Annotated in this window: 14 protein-coding genes; 12 read left to right on the top strand and 2 right to left on the bottom strand. The window is 55.8% G+C overall.

The window, feature by feature from the left end:
• Positions 1-9: 9 nt before the first annotated feature.
• From pxpB to nei, 7 genes are all read left to right on the top strand, one after another.
• A complete protein-coding gene (pxpB, locus tag JTI98_RS19300) occupies positions 10-666 on the top strand; it encodes a 5-oxoprolinase subunit PxpB (RefSeq protein ID WP_043001379.1) in 657 nt (218 codons plus the stop codon).
• A complete protein-coding gene (pxpC, locus tag JTI98_RS19295) occupies positions 660-1,592 on the top strand; it encodes a 5-oxoprolinase subunit PxpC (protein WP_044327592.1) in 933 nt (310 codons plus the stop codon). Before pxpB ends, pxpC begins: the two co-directional genes overlap by 7 nt.
• The gene (gene pxpA / locus JTI98_RS19290; RefSeq protein ID WP_216082271.1) at positions 1,582-2,316 is read left to right on the top strand and encodes a 5-oxoprolinase subunit PxpA; all 735 of its coding nucleotides are present in this window, start codon (positions 1,582-1,584) and stop codon (positions 2,314-2,316) included. The genes pxpC and pxpA overlap by 11 nt, the downstream gene beginning before the upstream one ends.
• A 77-nt stretch (positions 2,317-2,393) precedes the next feature.
• Positions 2,394-3,122 (top strand): DUF969 domain-containing protein, encoded by a 729-nt coding sequence (locus tag JTI98_RS19285; protein WP_043001377.1) that lies wholly within the window; start codon positions 2,394-2,396, stop codon positions 3,120-3,122.
• Positions 3,119-4,114: a DUF979 domain-containing protein gene (locus JTI98_RS19280; RefSeq protein WP_044256564.1), complete on the top strand. Its 996-nt coding sequence runs from the start codon at positions 3,119-3,121 to the stop codon at positions 4,112-4,114. Before JTI98_RS19285 ends, JTI98_RS19280 begins: the two co-directional genes overlap by 4 nt.
• A 9-nt stretch (positions 4,115-4,123) precedes the next feature.
• Positions 4,124-4,768, top strand: a complete 645-nt coding sequence (gene pcp, locus JTI98_RS19275) for a pyroglutamyl-peptidase I (protein WP_044327590.1) — start codon at positions 4,124-4,126, stop codon at positions 4,766-4,768.
• 23 nt (positions 4,769-4,791) lie between these two features.
• Positions 4,792-5,583: an endonuclease VIII gene (nei, locus tag JTI98_RS19270; protein WP_058587804.1), complete on the top strand. Its 792-nt coding sequence runs from the start codon at positions 4,792-4,794 to the stop codon at positions 5,581-5,583.
• On the opposite strand, the gene JTI98_RS19265 is transcribed toward nei, so the two are convergent.
• Together JTI98_RS19265 and JTI98_RS19260 are read right to left on the bottom strand one after the other, a co-directional pair.
• Positions 5,580-6,626, bottom strand: a complete 1,047-nt coding sequence (locus tag JTI98_RS19265) for an AbrB family transcriptional regulator (protein WP_216081681.1) — start codon at positions 6,624-6,626, stop codon at positions 5,580-5,582. The two genes, nei and JTI98_RS19265, sit on opposite strands and share 4 nt — an antisense overlap.
• A 186-nt stretch (positions 6,627-6,812) precedes the next feature.
• Entirely contained in the window at positions 6,813-8,096 is a 1,284-nt protein-coding gene (locus JTI98_RS19260) for a citrate synthase (RefSeq protein ID WP_043001372.1), read from the bottom strand.
• Between the two features lie 694 nt (positions 8,097-8,790).
• Between JTI98_RS19260 and sdhC the strand changes: the two genes are divergently transcribed.
• From sdhC to sucA, 5 genes are all read left to right on the top strand, one after another.
• Positions 8,791-9,195: a succinate dehydrogenase cytochrome b556 subunit gene (gene sdhC, locus JTI98_RS19255; RefSeq protein WP_043001371.1), complete on the top strand. Its 405-nt coding sequence runs from the start codon at positions 8,791-8,793 to the stop codon at positions 9,193-9,195.
• Complete coding sequence (sdhD, locus tag JTI98_RS19250; protein ID WP_043001370.1) at positions 9,189-9,536, top strand: succinate dehydrogenase membrane anchor subunit; 348 nt, start codon at positions 9,189-9,191, stop codon at positions 9,534-9,536. Before sdhC ends, sdhD begins: the two co-directional genes overlap by 7 nt.
• The gene (sdhA, locus tag JTI98_RS19245; RefSeq protein WP_043001369.1) at positions 9,536-11,302 is read left to right on the top strand and encodes a succinate dehydrogenase flavoprotein subunit; all 1,767 of its coding nucleotides are present in this window, start codon (positions 9,536-9,538) and stop codon (positions 11,300-11,302) included. The genes sdhD and sdhA overlap by 1 nt, the downstream gene beginning before the upstream one ends.
• Positions 11,303-11,317: 15 nt before the next feature.
• On the top strand, positions 11,318-12,034 hold the full coding sequence (gene sdhB / locus JTI98_RS19240; RefSeq protein WP_216081680.1) for a succinate dehydrogenase iron-sulfur subunit SdhB: 717 nt from the start codon (positions 11,318-11,320) through the stop codon (positions 12,032-12,034).
• A gap of 414 nt (positions 12,035-12,448) precedes the next feature.
• Positions 12,449-15,250: a 2-oxoglutarate dehydrogenase E1 component gene (gene sucA, locus JTI98_RS19235; RefSeq protein WP_044327997.1), complete on the top strand. Its 2,802-nt coding sequence runs from the start codon at positions 12,449-12,451 to the stop codon at positions 15,248-15,250.
• Positions 15,251-15,256 lie beyond the last annotated feature (6 nt).

Below are 15,256 nucleotides of genomic sequence, written 5' to 3'. Positions count from 1 at the left end.
GGAATGCAAGTGCAACGAGCGCGTTGTTATCTGTTAGGTGAAACGGCGGTAGTGCTGGAGCTTGAGCCGCCGGTGACGCTGGCGAGCCAGAAACGTATCTGGCGTCTGGCGCAACGTTTGGTTGAGACGCCAAACGTGGTCGAGGCGATTCCGGGAATGAACAATATCACCGTGATCCTACGCGACCCGCAAACGCTGGCGCTGGATGCGATTGAACGCCTGCAACGCTGGTGGGAGGAGAGTGAGGCGCTGGAGCCAGACTCACGCTATATCGAAATTCCGGTGACCTACGGCGGCGCAGGTGGTCCCGATCTGGCGGACGTTGCCCGCCATAGCGGCCTGAGCGAAAAGCAGGTAGTGGAGCTGCACGCGTCGGTCGAGTATGTGGTCTGGTTTTTAGGTTTTCAGCCGGGATTCCCGTATCTCGGTAGCTTACCGGAACAACTGCACACGCCCAGGCGCGCTGAGCCGCGGCTGATCGTTCCGGCTGGATCGGTGGGTATCGGCGGACCGCAAACCGGTATTTATCCGCTGCCAACGCCTGGCGGTTGGCAGTTGATTGGTCATACCTCGCAGGCCTTGTTCGACCCGAAAAAAGAGGAACCGGTTCTCCTGCGCCCTGGCGATAGCGTGCGCTTTATCCCGCAGAAGGAGGGGGTATGCTGAATATTATTCGCGCGGGATTGTACACCTCCGTTCAGGATGGCGGTCGTCACGGTTTTCGTCAGTCAGGCGTTAGCCACTGCGGTGCGCTGGATAAACCGGCGATGCAAATCGCTAACCTGTTGGTGGGTAATGAGGCCAGTGCTCCGGTGTTGGAAATTACCCTCGGACAACTGGTTGTGGAATTTGAAACCGACAGCTGGTTTGCCCTGACCGGTGCGGGATGCGAAGCGCGGCTGGATAATCACCCCGTCTGGACGGGCTGGCGTCTGCCGGTGAAAGCGGGCCAGCGTCTGGTGCTAAAACGTCCGCAGCACGGTATGCGCAGCTATCTTGCCGTCGCGGGCGGTATCGACGTGCCGGAAGTGATGGGGTCATGCAGTACCGATCTCAAAGTGGGCATCGGCGGGTTGGAAGGACGCCTGCTGAAAGACGGCGACCGGCTGGCGACCGGCAAACCCCGACGGACGTTCCTGGAAGCGCGAGGGGTAAAACAACTGCTATGGGGGAATCGCATTCGGGCGCTGCCGGGGCCGGAATACCACGAATTTGACGCCGTTTCGCAGGAGTCGTTCTGGCGATCGCCGTGGCATCTCAGTCCGCAGAGTAACCGGATGGGCTACCGCCTGCAGGGACAACCGCTGATGCGAACGACGGATCGGGAACTGGTGTCGCACGGTCTGCTGCCTGGCGTGATTCAGGTTCCGCACAACGGGCAGCCGATTGTATTGATGAACGATGCCCAGACGACCGGCGGCTATCCGCGCATTGCCTGCATAATCGAGGCAGACATGTACCATCTGGCGCAGATCCCGCTCGGTCAACCCATTCACTTTGTTCAGTGTTCGCTGGAGGAGGCGCTGAAAGCGCGGCAGGACCAACAGCGCTATCTGGAACAACTCACATGGCGACTCAATGATGAACATTGATTTAAATGCGGATCTCGGCGAAGGCTGCGCCAGCGATGGAGAACTGTTGACGCTGGTCTCATCGGCCAACATTGCCTGCGGCTTTCATGCCGGCGATGCGCAAACCATGCTGACCAGCGTGCGCGAGGCGCTGAAAAATGGTGTAGCCATTGGGGCGCACCCGAGCTTTCCGGATCGGGAAAACTTTGGCCGCACGGCGATGACGCTGCCTGTGGAAACGGTGTACGCGCAAACGCTGTATCAAATCGGCGCGCTGGCGGCAATAGCCCGGGCGGAGGGGGGCGTCATGCGGCACGTGAAACCGCATGGCATGCTCTACAATCAGGCGGCGAAAGATCCGCAACTGGCAGATGCCATTGCCAAAGCGGTGTACGCCTGCGATCCGGCACTGATTCTGGTCGGCCTGGCGGGAAGTGAGCTTGTCCGTGCGGGTGAGCGTTACGGTCTCGTCACGCGCCAGGAGGTGTTCGCCGATCGCGGTTATCAGGCGGACGGCAGTCTGGTGCCACGCACGCAGCTGGGCGCGCTGATTGAAGACGAGGACCAGTCGCTGGCGCAAACGCTGGGAATGGTGGAAACCGGACGCGTGAAAAGCATTACCGGTGAATGGACAAGCGTGGTGGCGCAAACGGTTTGTATTCATGGCGATGGCGAACACGCGCTGGCCTTCGCCCGACGTTTACGCTCGGCGTTTGAAGCCCGCAGAATCACCATTGTTGCCTGAGCACACTGACGCAGCCTCCATAGAGGGGTTGCGCATATAAAAACACCACAACAAAACACAACATACAGGAATGGATTATGGGAGATGCAATAACGCTCTGGCCACTGATGGGCATCGCCGTCATTGTGGTTGGATTTCTTTTACGTTTTAACCCGGTGCTGGTGGTTATTGTCGCCGGGATCGTCACTGGACTGGCGGCACAAATGCCGATCGCCACGATCCTCGAAAAGCTGGGTGAAGGTTTTCTCAACACCCGCAACCTGCCGTTTATCCTGCTGATCCCGCTGGCGGTTATTGGCCTGCTCGAGCGTCACGGGCTGAAAGAGCGCGCCCAGGCGTGGATTGCCAGGATTAAAAGCGCTACGTCAGGTCGCTTGCTGATCGTCTATCTGTTTATTCGTGAAGCCACTGCTGCGCTGGGGCTGACCAGCCTGGGCGGTCACCCGCAAATGGTGCGTCCGTTGTTAGCGCCTATGGCGGAAGGGGCGGCGGAGAAAACGTATGGGGCATTGCCCGGCGCGGTGCGCTACCGTCTGCGAGCGATGTCGGCGGCGACGGATAACGTGGGACTTTTTTTTGGTGAGGATATCTTCGTCGCGTTCGGCGCGATTATCTTCATGCACAACTTTATGCTGGAGTCCGGCGGTATTCAGACCGAACCGCTGCACATTGCCTTATGGGGGATCCCAACGGCCCTGTGCGCCTTCGTGATCCATGGTACGCGCCTGTGGCGGCTGGATAATTATCTGCAACGCGAAATGGCGAAAGCCGGTTCTGTTGACACCCGCAAAGGAGAGGCGCAATGAATTTTCAACAAAGCTACCTCTACTGGCTCGCGGGGATCGTGCTGCTGATTGTCGCCATTATGTCCTGGCAGGATAAAGCTAATCCGCGTCGGTTAACGACCGGGTTATTCTGGGGCGTCTACGGGCTGTTGTTCCTGCTGGGCGACTGGACGTATCAACTGGTGGGCGACAAACGTACAGTCAACATTGCCGTCGGTGTCGCGGTGGTGATCATGGCGTTGATCGCCGGTTTTGGCGGCGTCAAGCTGGGCAGTTATCATCAGCGCACCCGCGAGCAGCGGGAAGAGAGCGCGACGCGTCTGGGTAACCGCCTGTTTTACCCGGCGCTGGCCATTCCGGTCGTCACCGTGATTGGCGTACTGATGTTCAATCACATTCCGGGGTTGCAGGACGCTCTGTTTGGACCGGGTAATCATGCCACGCTGGTGACGCTGTTCTCGATGACCGCAGGCTCACTGATTGGTCTCGGTATGGCTATCAAAATGACCCATGAGAAGGTGCATCAGCCGATTCAGGAGGCGCGCCGCCTGCTGGATTCCATCGGCTGGGCATTTATTTTACCGCAGATCCTAGCAACGTTAGGACTGCTGTTTACGGCGGCAGGCGTTGGCAGTGGCATTTCGTATCTTACTCAAGAGTATCTGGCCGTCGACAGCCGCTTTATCGCGGTGGCGGTGTATACCATTGGGATGGCGCTGTTAACGATGGTGATGGGCAATGCGTTTGCCGCCTTCCCGATTGTCACGGCGGGAATTGGCATTCCGATTCTGGTGCTTCAGCACGGTGGCAACCCGGCGGTGATGGCGGCTATCGGGATGTTCTCCGGCTATTGCGGTACGCTGATGACGCCGATGGCGGCAAATTTCAACATCGTGCCCGCCGCGCTGCTGGAACTGCCAGATAAAAACGCGGTCATTAAAGCGCAGGTGCCAACCGGCATACTGTTGCTGCTAGTCAACGTGTTCCTGATGTATTTCCTGATGTTCCTGTAAGGAGGACGGATGAAAACGGTATTAATCACCGGATTTGAGCCCTTCGGCGGCGAGCAGATTAACCCTTCCTGGGAAGTGGTCTCGCAGCTCGACAATGCTATCATCGCCGGGTGCCGCGTGGTGGCGCGTCAGTTGCCGTGTGTGTTTGGCGAGTCGCTCAGTGTGCTGAATTCCGCCATTGATACGCTCTCTCCATCGCTGGTGCTGGCCATCGGACAGGCGGGCGGACGGACCGATATTACCGTTGAGCGCGTGGCGATCAACGTCGACGACGCCCGTATTCCGGATAATAAAGGCCAACAGCCGGTGGATGAGCCGATTGTTGCTGGTGGACCAGCGGCCTGGTTTAGCACGCTGCCAGTCAAAGCCATGGTGGCGGCGATGCGTGAAGCCGGTGTGCCAGCGTCGGTCTCACAGACGGCGGGGACATTTGTTTGCAACCATGTGATGTACGGATTGCTCCACAAACTGAGCGGCATCGCGGAGGTGAAGGGGGGATTCATCCATATCCCTTATCTGCCGCAGCAGGCGGTGGCGCATCCGGGGGCGCCCAGTATGGCGGCGGAAACGGTGCGTCTGGCGCTGGAGGTGGCGATCGCTACCGCATTGCAGGTTGACGATGACATCGCCGTGACAGGTGGTGCCACGCATTAATCTTCTCAGATAAGGACAGAACCATGCCTGAAGGCCCGGAGATCCGCCGCGCAGCGGATAGCCTGGAGGCGGCGATCAAAGGCAAACCCCTGACGGATGTCTGGTTTGCCTTTGCGCAGTTAAAACCGTATCAATCCACACTGGTGGGGCAGACCGTCACGGCGATGGAGACGCGCGGCAAAGCGTTGCTGACCCATTTTTCCGCGGGTCTGACGCTCTACAGCCATAATCAGCTGTATGGCGTCTGGCGCGTGGTGGACAGTGGCGACATGCCGCACACCACCCGTATTCTGCGCGTTAAACTGCAAACTGCGGATAAAACTATTCTGCTTTATAGCGCGTCTGACATTGAGATGTTGACGCCGGAACAGCTCACTATCCATCCCTTCCTGCAACGGGTTGGGCCGGACGTGCTGGACCCGCGTCTGACGCCTGACGCGGTGAAAGCCCGGTTACTCTTGCCGCGTTTTCGCAATCGCCAGTTTTCCGGTCTGTTGCTGGATCAGGCTTTTCTCGCCGGGCTGGGAAACTATCTGCGGGTGGAGATCCTCTGGCAGGTGGGGATAACCGGTCAGCATAAAGCCCGCGATCTCAGCGATGCGCAGTTGACGGCGTTATCCCATGCGCTACTGGATATTCCGCGCTTATCCTACACCACGCGTGGGCAGGTCGACGAAAATAAGCATCATGGCGCGCTGTTTCGCTTTAAGGTGTTTCACCGCGACGGTGAACCTTGCGAACGTTGTGGCGGGATCATCGAGAAAACCACGCTCTCCTCACGGCCGTTCTACTGGTGTCCACATTGCCAGCATTAATGCGCTTGTCGCGGCGCTTTGGCTGAAATAAAACGGGCGATGGCAGGGCCAGTGAGAAGAATACTGAACAGCCGCAGGGTTTGCATCGCCATGATCAGCGACATGTCGGCGTGACTGCCGGCGGCAATGACCGCAACCGTATCCAGTCCGCCGGGGCTGGTGGCGAGATAGGCGGTTAAAAAATCAATCTGCATATAGTGGGTCATTCCCCAGGCCATTGCTGCGCAAATGGCAAGCAGGGCGAAGATAGAGAGCAGGATTTGCGGCAACGGTCGCAGCGCCATAAAGAAGACCTGCTTGTCGAATCCGAGACCAATCTGCCAGCCAATAAGCATATACGCTATCGCCAGCAGCCATTCCGGCAGTTCAATCACCATCACGCCGCTTGCGTGCAGCAGAGCGCCTACCAGCATCGGCACCAGCATGGTACCGGAGGGAATGCGCAGCACCCGACCGACAACACTGGCAACCGTCGCTAACAGCAGCGTCGTGAACAGATTGCCGCTCAGCGGCGGGAACCACTCAATCTGCTGGCTGACGGCTTCTGCGCTTTCGCCCATGATAAACCGCGTCACCAGCACTGCTGCGCCAGCAACAAACAGTACCCGCAGATATTGCATAAAGGCGACCAGGCGGATATCGGCGCCGTAGTCTTGCGCCATCGCGACCATTGCCGCCGCACCGCCGGGAGATGAGCCCCACGCGCCGGTATTGCCAGGGAGTGAACTGTAGCGAACCAGTAACCAGCCAACGACCGTACTGGAGAGCAGCGTCACCAGCAGAACCGCCAGCACCACTACCCAGTTTGCCGCCAGCGTCGTTAATAATGAGCCTGACAAATTCTGCGCGATCATACAGCCAAGAATGGCTTGCGCACCGAGGAACGTACAGCGAGGAAGCTTTAGTGAGATACCGCGAAGACTAAACAGAATACCGGTGATCATCGGGCCGAGCAGTAACGCCGCCGGAAGATGAATGCTGAGAAAGAGCAGGGACAGAAGGAGTGACAGCAAAAACAACAAGCCCCACTGCAGAACTGGCATCCTGTGCTCCCGGAAGAAATGAACAAACTATCCGTAAATCATAGAGAAGGGCGGAGAAGATTAATATAGCGAGGGTCAAGAAAAGGTAGGGAAGTTGCCGGATGGCGCTAATACTTATCCGGCCTACGAATTGACAACCGTAGGCCGGATAAGACGCAGTCGCGTCACCATCCGGCAGTCTGACGATTAATGCTTAAGGTCAGATTTAAAATCGCGTTTTTCGTAGCCGGTGTACAGCTGACGTGGACGCGCGATTTTCATGCCATCGGTATGCATTTCGCTCCAGTGCGCAATCCAGCCGACGGTACGCGCCATGGCGAAGATCACGGTGAACATGGAAGACGGGATACCCATCGCTTTCAGGATGATACCGGAGTAGAAGTCGACGTTCGGGTAAAGTTTCTTCTCAATGAAATACGGGTCGTTCAGCGCGATGTGTTCCAGCTCCATCGCCACTTCCAGCAGGTCATCTTTGGTACCCAGCTCTTTCAGCACTTCGTGGCAGGTCTCACGCATCACGGTGGCACGCGGATCGTAGTTTTTGTAAACACGGTGACCGAAGCCCATCAGGCGGAAAGAGTCATTCTTGTCTTTCGCACGACGAACGAATTCCGGAATGTGTTTAACCGAGCTGATTTCTTCCAGCATCTTCAGCGCCGCTTCGTTCGCGCCGCCGTGCGCCGGTCCCCACAGGGATGCAATACCCGCAGCAATACAGGCAAACGGGTTCGCGCCAGACGAGCCAGCAGTACGTACCGTTGAGGTGGAGGCGTTCTGTTCATGGTCGGCATGCAGGATCAGGATACGGTCCATTGCGCGTTCCAGTACCGGGTTCACTTCATAGGTTTCACACGGCGTGGAGAACATCATGTTCAGGAAGTTACCGGCGTAGGAGAGGTCGTTACGCGGATAAACAAACGGCTGGCCGATAGAATATTTGTAACACATCGCCGCCATTGTCGGCATTTTGGACAGCAGGCGGAATGCGGCGATTTCGCGGTGGCGCGGATTGTTAACATCCAGAGAGTCGTGATAGAACGCGGCGAGCGCACCAGTGATCCCGCACATGACCGCCATTGGATGTGAATCGCGACGGAAAGCGTGGAACAGACGGGTGATTTGCTCATGGATCATGGTATGGCGAGTCACGGTGGTTCTGAACGCGTCGTACTCTGCTTGCGTCGGTTTTTCGCCGTTCAGCAGGATGTAGCATACTTCCAGATAGTTAGACTCGGTGGCTAACTGATCGATAGGGAAGCCGCGATGCAACAAAATGCCTTCATCGCCGTCGATGAACGTAATTTTGGATTCGCAGGATGCAGTAGAGGTGAAACCAGGGTCAAAAGTAAACATCCCCTTCGAACCCAGGCTACGAATATCAATAACATCTTGACCTAGCGTGCCCTTCAGCACATCCAGTTCAATAGCCGTATCACCATTTAGGGTGATTTTTGCTTTTGTGTCAGCCATTTACGGTCTCCTTAGCGCCTTATTGCTTAAGACTACTCAGGTGAGATTTGCCATCGATACATCAATCAACCGTTACCAGTTTGTTATTCGGCTCGCCGCTCTGGATAGAGGAGAAACCAGGGTACAGAGCAATGGGCGCTTGCAGGTAAATCAGTTAACTCATGGTGAATTAGCAACAAATCAACAACTTAGCAATCCGAATTATTCAACCTGTCTATCACTATTAACTGTACTGAAGGGATCGGTCAATATCTTCCTACTGTTACATAACTTATTTGCAGGTTAAAGAGTGACCCCATAACTTTTACGCATTATATGCCTTTTCTGGTGTTGTTTGTAACAACTTTGTTTAATGATTGTCAAATCAGATGATTAAAAATTAAATAAATGTTGTTATCGTGACCTATGTCACTGTTCGGGATAAAACCCGACAAACTATATGTAGGTTAATTGTAATGATTTTGTGAACGTCCTATACTGCCGCCAGGTCTCCGGAAACCCCTGCAATCCCGAGCCACCCAGCGTTGTAACGTGTCGTTTTAGCAACTGGAAGCAGTGTTTTACATGACGCGCAGTTATAGAAAGGACGCTGTCTGACCCGCACGCAGACCGGAGGAAGGAAATCCCGTCGTCTTTCAGGCTACAGGTGATTCACTCTCTGTACCCGAAGTCCAAAGGGAATAATAAGAACAGCATGTGGGCGTTATTCATGATAAGAAATGTGAAAAAACAAAGACCTGTCAATCTGGATCTGCAAACGATCCGGTTCCCAATCACGGCGATAGCGTCCATTCTCCATCGCGTTTCCGGAGTGATCACCTTTGTGGCGGTCGGGATCCTGTTGTGGTTACTGGGCACCAGCCTCTCTTCCCCTGAAGGATTCCAGCAGGCATCCGCCATCATGGGTAGCTTTTTTGTTAAATTTATTATGTGGGGCATCCTTACCGCGCTGGCGTATCACGTCGTGGTCGGTGTTCGTCACATGATGATGGATTTTGGCTATCTGGAAGAAACATTCGAAGCGGGTAAACGCTCAGCCAAAATCTCTTTTGTTATCACTGTCGTGCTTTCACTTCTCGCAGGAGTCCTCGTATGGTAAGCAACGCCTCCGCACTAGGACGCAATGGCGTACATGACTTCATCCTGGTCCGTGCTACCGCTATCGTTCTGACGTTATACATCATCTATATGGTGGGATTCTTCGCCACAAGCGGCGAACTGACCTGGGAAGTCTGGACCGGTTTCTTCTCATCGGCTTTCACCAAAGTGTTCACCCTGCTGGCACTCTTCTCCATCTTGATTCATGCCTGGATCGGCATGTGGCAGGTGTTGACCGACTACGTTAAACCGCTGGCAATTCGGTTGTCGCTGCAACTGGCTATCGTCGTTGCACTGGTGGTTTACGTGATTTATGGATTTGTTGTGGTGTGGGGTGTGTAATGAAACTGCCAGTCAGAGAATTTGATGCTGTAGTCATTGGTGCAGGCGGCGCAGGTATGCGTGCGGCGCTGCAAATTTCCCAGAGCGGCCAGACCTGTGCGCTGCTGTCCAAAGTGTTCCCAACCCGTTCCCATACCGTATCTGCGCAGGGTGGCATCACCGTTGCGCTCGGTAATACCCATGAAGATAACTGGGAATGGCACATGTACGACACCGTGAAAGGGTCGGACTACATTGGTGACCAGGACGCTATCGAATATATGTGTAAAACCGGTCCGGAAGCGATTCTGGAACTGGAACATATGGGGCTGCCGTTCTCCCGTCTCGACGACGGTCGTATCTATCAGCGTCCGTTTGGCGGCCAGTCGAAAAACTTCGGCGGTGAGCAGGCGGCACGCACCGCAGCGGCAGCTGACCGTACCGGTCACGCGCTGCTGCATACGCTGTATCAGCAGAACCTGAAAAACCACACCACCATTTTCTCCGAGTGGTATGCGCTGGATCTGGTCAAAAACGCCGATGGCGCAGTGGTCGGTTGTACCGCACTGTGCATCGAAACCGGTGAAGTGGTTTACTTCAAAGCCCGTGCAACCGTGCTGGCCACCGGCGGCGCAGGCCGCATTTATCAGTCCACCACTAACGCGCATATCAATACCGGCGACGGCGTGGGGATGGCAATCCGTGCCGGTGTTCCGGTTCAGGATATGGAAATGTGGCAGTTCCACCCAACCGGGATTGCCGGTGCGGGCGTGCTGGTAACAGAAGGCTGCCGCGGTGAGGGCGGTTACCTGCTGAATAAACACGGTGAGCGCTTTATGGAGCGTTATGCGCCGAATGCGAAAGACCTGGCGGGCCGTGACGTGGTGGCGCGTTCCATCATGATCGAAATCCGTGAAGGTCGCGGCTGCGATGGTCCTTGGGGTCCGCACGCTAAACTGAAACTTGACCATCTGGGTAAAGACGTCCTCGAATCCCGTCTACCGGGCATTCTGGAATTGTCCCGTACGTTTGCACACGTTGACCCGGTGAAAGAGCCGATTCCGGTTATCCCAACCTGTCACTACATGATGGGCGGTATTCCGACCAAAGTGACCGGTCAGGCATTGACGGTGAACGAGCAGGGTGAAGACGTGGTGGTTCCGGGGCTGTTTGCGGTGGGTGAAATCGCCTGCGTATCGGTACACGGCGCTAACCGTCTGGGTGGTAACTCGCTGCTGGATCTGGTGGTCTTCGGTCGTGCGGCCGGTCTGCATCTGCAGGAATCTATCGCCGAGCAGGGTGAACTACGCGATGCCACAGAAGACGAAATCGACGCGTCCCTGGCGCGTCTGAACCGCTGGAACAATAACCGTGATGGTGAAGATCCGGTAGTGATTCGCAAAGCGCTGCAGGAATGTATGCAGCATAACTTCTCGGTCTTCCGTGAAGGCGATGCGATGGCAAAAGGTCTGGAAGAGCTGAAAGCCATCCGCGAGCGGTTGAAAAATGCCCGTCTGGACGACACCTCCAGCGAATTCAACACCCAGCGCGTAGAGTGTCTGGAGCTGGATAACCTGATGGAAACTGCCTATGCCACCGCAGTATCCGCCAACTTCCGTACCGAGAGCCGTGGCGCGCATAGTCGCTTCGACTTCCCGGAGCGTGATGATGAAAACTGGCTGTGCCATTCCCTGTATCTGCCAGAGACGGAATCCATGACCCGACGTGAAGTCAACATGGAACCGAAACTGCGCCCGGCATTCCCGCCGAAGATTCGTACATACTAATGCGGAGACAGGACAATGAAACTCGAGTTTTCAATTTATCGCTATAACCCGGATGTTGATGACGCTCCGCGCATGCAGGATTACACCCTGGAAGGCGAAGAAGGGCGTGACATGATGCTGCTGGATGCGTTGATGCAGCTCAAAGAGAAAGACCCCAGTCTCTCTTTCCGCCGCTCCTGCCGTGAAGGCGTGTGTGGTTCAGATGGTCTGAACATGAACGGGAAGAACGGTCTGGCCTGCATCACGCCGGTATCAGCGCTGGTTCAGCCCGGTAAGAAAATTGTTATCCGTCCGCTGCCTGGTTTGCCGGTGATCCGCGATTTGGTAGTAGACATGGGGCAATTCTATGCACAATATGAGAAGATTAAGCCTTACTTATTGAATAATGGGCAAAATCCTCCGGCTCGTGAGCATTTACAGATGCCAGAGCAGCGGGAAAAACTCGATGGGCTGTATGAATGCATTCTGTGCGCCTGCTGCTCAACGTCTTGCCCATCCTTCTGGTGGAATCCGGATAAGTTTATCGGTCCGGCGGGTCTGTTAGCGGCCTATCGCTTCCTGATCGACAGCCGTGATACCGAGACGGACAGCCGCCTGGAAGGGTTAAGCGATGCATTCAGCGTATTCCGCTGTCACAGCATCATGAACTGCGTCAGTGTATGTCCTAAGGGGCTGAACCCGACGCGCGCCATCGGCCATATTAAGTCGATGCTGTTGCAACGCAGTGCGTAAGTAGACATTGCCCGCGGTGGCAATCCTGTAGGCCGGATAAGACGTTTACGTCGCCATCCGGCACATGTTGCCTGATGGCGCTTCGCTTATCAGGCCTACGGGGTCGCCATCAGGCAAATTAGTGCAGGAAACCTCTAAAAACTGCCACATTGATAGCAATAATCGAGATGTTCAGCGCGAGACAAGGCGCGAACGGAACGAATCGCCGGGAGCATAGTTCACTATGTGACCGGGTGAGGGACGGTTGCAACGCAGTCGCAGCCTGAACAACGACGATTATTAGACAGTTTTTAAAGGTTCCTTAGCGGACGCAGATCACACGACAGTCCGTAACAAGTGAACCCCGGCACGCATACGACGTATGCGTGGTAGTATCCACGGCGAAGTAAGCATACAAATGCTTAAGGGATCACGATGCAGAACAGCGCTTTGAAAGCCTGGTTGGACTCTTCTTACCTCTCTGGCGCAAACCAGAGCTGGATAGAACAGCTCTATGAAGACTTCTTAACCGATCCTGACTCGGTAGACGCTAACTGGCGTTCGACGTTCCAGCAGTTACCTGGCACCGGAGTCAAACCGGATCAATTCCATTCAAAAACGCGTGATTATTTCCGTCGTCTGGCGAAGGATGCCTCACGTTACTCTTCTTCGATTTCCGACCCTGACACCAATGTGAAGCAGGTTAAAGTCCTGCAGCTCATCAACGCTTATCGCTTCCGTGGTCACCAGCATGCGAATCTCGATCCGCTGGGACTGTGGCAGCAAGACACTGTTGCCGATCTGGATCCGTCCTTCCACGATCTGACAGAGGCCGACTTCCAGGAAAGCTTTAACGTAGGTTCTTTTGCCGGCGGCAAAGAGACGATGAAGCTGGGCGAGCTGCTTTCCGCGCTCAAACAAACGTACTGCGGCCCGATTGGTGCTGAGTACATGCACATCACCAGCACCGAAGAGAAACGCTGGCTGCAACAGCGCATCGAATCCGGTCGCGCGGCATTCAGCAGCGAAGAGAAAAAACGCTTCCTGAGTGAACTCACCGCAGCCGAAGGCCTGGAACGTTATCTGGGCGCCAAATTCCCTGGCGCGAAACGCTTCTCGCTGGAAGGCGGTGATGCGTTAATCCCGATGCTCAAAGAGATGATCCGCCATGCCGGTAACAGCGGTACCCGTGAAGTGGTGCTGGGTATGGCGCACCGTGGTCGTTTGAACGTCCTGGTCAACGTACTGGGTAAGAAACCGCAGGATCTGTTCGACGAATTTGCGGGTAAACATAAAGAACATCTCGGCACCGGTGACGTGAAGTACCACATGGGCTTCTCATCGGATATCGAAACCGAAGGTGGCCTGGTTCACCTCGCGCTGGCGTTTAACCCGTCGCACCTGGAAATCGTCAGCCCGGTGGTAATCGGTTCGGTGCGTGCGCGTCTGGATCGTCTGGATGAACCAAGCAGCAACAAAGTCCTGCCGATCACCATCCACGGCGACGCTGCGGTAACCGGGCAGGGCGTGGTTCAGGAAACCCTGAACATGTCGAAAGCGCGGGGTTACGAAGTGGGCGGTACCGTTCGCATCGTGATCAACAACCAGGTGGGCTTCACCACTTCTAACCCACTGGATGCACGTTCCACCCCGTACTGCACCGATATCGGTAAAATGGTACAGGCACCGATTTTCCACGTGAATGCGGACGATCCGGAAGCGGTGGCTTTCGTCACTCGTCTGGCACTGGATTTCCGCAACACCTTCAAACGCGATGTCTTCATCGACCTGGTGTGCTACCGCCGTCACGGCCACAACGAAGCCGACGAGCCGAGCGCAACCCAGCCGCTGATGTATCAGAAAATCAAAAAGCATCCGACCCCACGCAAAATCTATGCGGATAAGCTGGAAGCGGATAACGTCGCGACGCTGGAAGATGCCACCGAAATGGTCAACCTGTATCGCGACGCGCTGGACGCGGGCGAATGCGTGGTGAAAGAGTGGCGTCCGATGAATATGCACTCCTTTACCTGGTCGCCGTACCTCAACCACGAGTGGGATGAAGCGTACCCGAACAAGGTTGAAATGAAGCGCCTTCAGGAACTGGCGAAACGCATCAGTACGGTGCCTGAAACCGTTGAGATGCAGTCTCGTGTGGCCAAAATCTACGGCGACCGCCAGCTGATGGCGAACGGGGAAAAACCGTTCGACTGGGGCGGCGCAGAAACGCTGGCTTACGCTACGCTGGTTGACGAAGGGATCCCGATTCGCCTGTCCGGTGAAGACTCCGGTCGCGGCACCTTCTTCCATCGCCACGCGGTGATCCACAACCAGACCAACGGGTCGACCTGGACTCCTCTGCAGCATGTCCACAACGGGCAGGGCAGCTTCCGCGTCTGGGACTCCGTGTTGTCTGAAGAAGCGGTACTGGCCTTCGAATATGGCTATGCCACAGCGGAACCGCGCACCCTGACCATCTGGGAAGCGCAGTTCGGTGACTTCGCCAACGGCGCGCAGGTGGTTATCGACCAGTTCATCTCCTCTGGCGAACAGAAATGGGGCCGGATGTGTGGCCTGGTGATGCTGCTGCCGCACGGTTATGAAGGGCAGGGTCCGGAGCACTCCTCCGCGCGTCTGGAGCGTTATCTGCAACTTTGCGCTGAGCAGAACATGCAGGTGTGCGTACCGTCTACTCCGGCTCAGGTGTATCACATGCTGCGTCGTCAGGCGCTGCGCGGGATGCGTCGTCCGCTGGTGGTCATGTCGCCGAAATCGCTGCTGCGCCATCCGCTGGCGGTCTCCAGCCTGGATGAGCTGGCGAACGGCACTTTCCTGCCTGCCATCGGTGAAATCGATGACCTCGATCCGAAAGGCGTGAAGCGTGTGGTGATGTGTTCTGGTAAGGTTTATTACGACCTGCTGGAACAGCGTCGCAAGAACAATCAGAAAGATGTCGCCATTGTGCGCATCGAACAGCTTTATCCGTTCCCGCATCAGGCGATGCAGGACGTATTGAAACAGTACGCTCACGTACATGATTTTGTCTGGTGCCAGGAAGAGCCGCTCAACCAGGGCGCATGGTACTGCAGCCAGCATCATTTCCGTGAAGTGATTCCATTTGGGGCCGCTCTGCGTTATGCAGGTCGCCCGGCCTCCGCCTCTCCGGCGGTAGGGTATATGTCCGTTCACCAGAAACAGCAACAAGATCTGGTCAATGACGCGCTGAACGTCGATTAATTAAAG

Source organism: Citrobacter sp. MGH 55, assembly GCF_016906145.1.
GTDB lineage: Bacteria > Pseudomonadota > Gammaproteobacteria > Enterobacterales > Enterobacteriaceae > Citrobacter_A > Citrobacter_A amalonaticus.
This window is presented reverse-complemented; position numbering and strand designations above follow the sequence as displayed.

Excerpts from the sequence above, each read along its gene's own strand:
- sucA (WP_044327997.1), top strand. The coding sequence starts at position 12,449 with ATGCAGAACAGCGCTTTGAAAGCCTGGTTGGACTCTTCTTACCTCTCT.
- pcp (WP_044327590.1), top strand. The coding sequence starts at position 4,124 with ATGAAAACGGTATTAATCACCGGATTTGAGCCCTTCGGCGGCGAGCAG.
- sdhB (WP_216081680.1), top strand. The coding sequence starts at position 11,318 with ATGAAACTCGAGTTTTCAATTTATCGCTATAACCCGGATGTTGATGAC.
- JTI98_RS19285 (WP_043001377.1), top strand. The coding sequence starts at position 2,394 with ATGGGAGATGCAATAACGCTCTGGCCACTGATGGGCATCGCCGTCATT.
- JTI98_RS19260 (WP_043001372.1), bottom strand. The coding sequence starts at position 8,096 with ATGGCTGACACAAAAGCAAAAATCACCCTAAATGGTGATACGGCTATT.
- sdhD (WP_043001370.1), top strand. The coding sequence starts at position 9,189 with ATGGTAAGCAACGCCTCCGCACTAGGACGCAATGGCGTACATGACTTC.
- JTI98_RS19280 (WP_044256564.1), top strand. The coding sequence starts at position 3,119 with ATGAATTTTCAACAAAGCTACCTCTACTGGCTCGCGGGGATCGTGCTG.
- sdhA (WP_043001369.1), top strand. The coding sequence starts at position 9,536 with ATGAAACTGCCAGTCAGAGAATTTGATGCTGTAGTCATTGGTGCAGGC.
- nei (WP_058587804.1), top strand. The coding sequence starts at position 4,792 with ATGCCTGAAGGCCCGGAGATCCGCCGCGCAGCGGATAGCCTGGAGGCG.
- pxpC (WP_044327592.1), top strand. The coding sequence starts at position 660 with ATGCTGAATATTATTCGCGCGGGATTGTACACCTCCGTTCAGGATGGC.
- JTI98_RS19265 (WP_216081681.1), bottom strand. The coding sequence starts at position 6,626 with ATGCCAGTTCTGCAGTGGGGCTTGTTGTTTTTGCTGTCACTCCTTCTG.
- pxpA (WP_216082271.1), top strand. The coding sequence starts at position 1,582 with ATGAACATTGATTTAAATGCGGATCTCGGCGAAGGCTGCGCCAGCGAT.
- sdhC (WP_043001371.1), top strand. The coding sequence starts at position 8,791 with ATGTGGGCGTTATTCATGATAAGAAATGTGAAAAAACAAAGACCTGTC.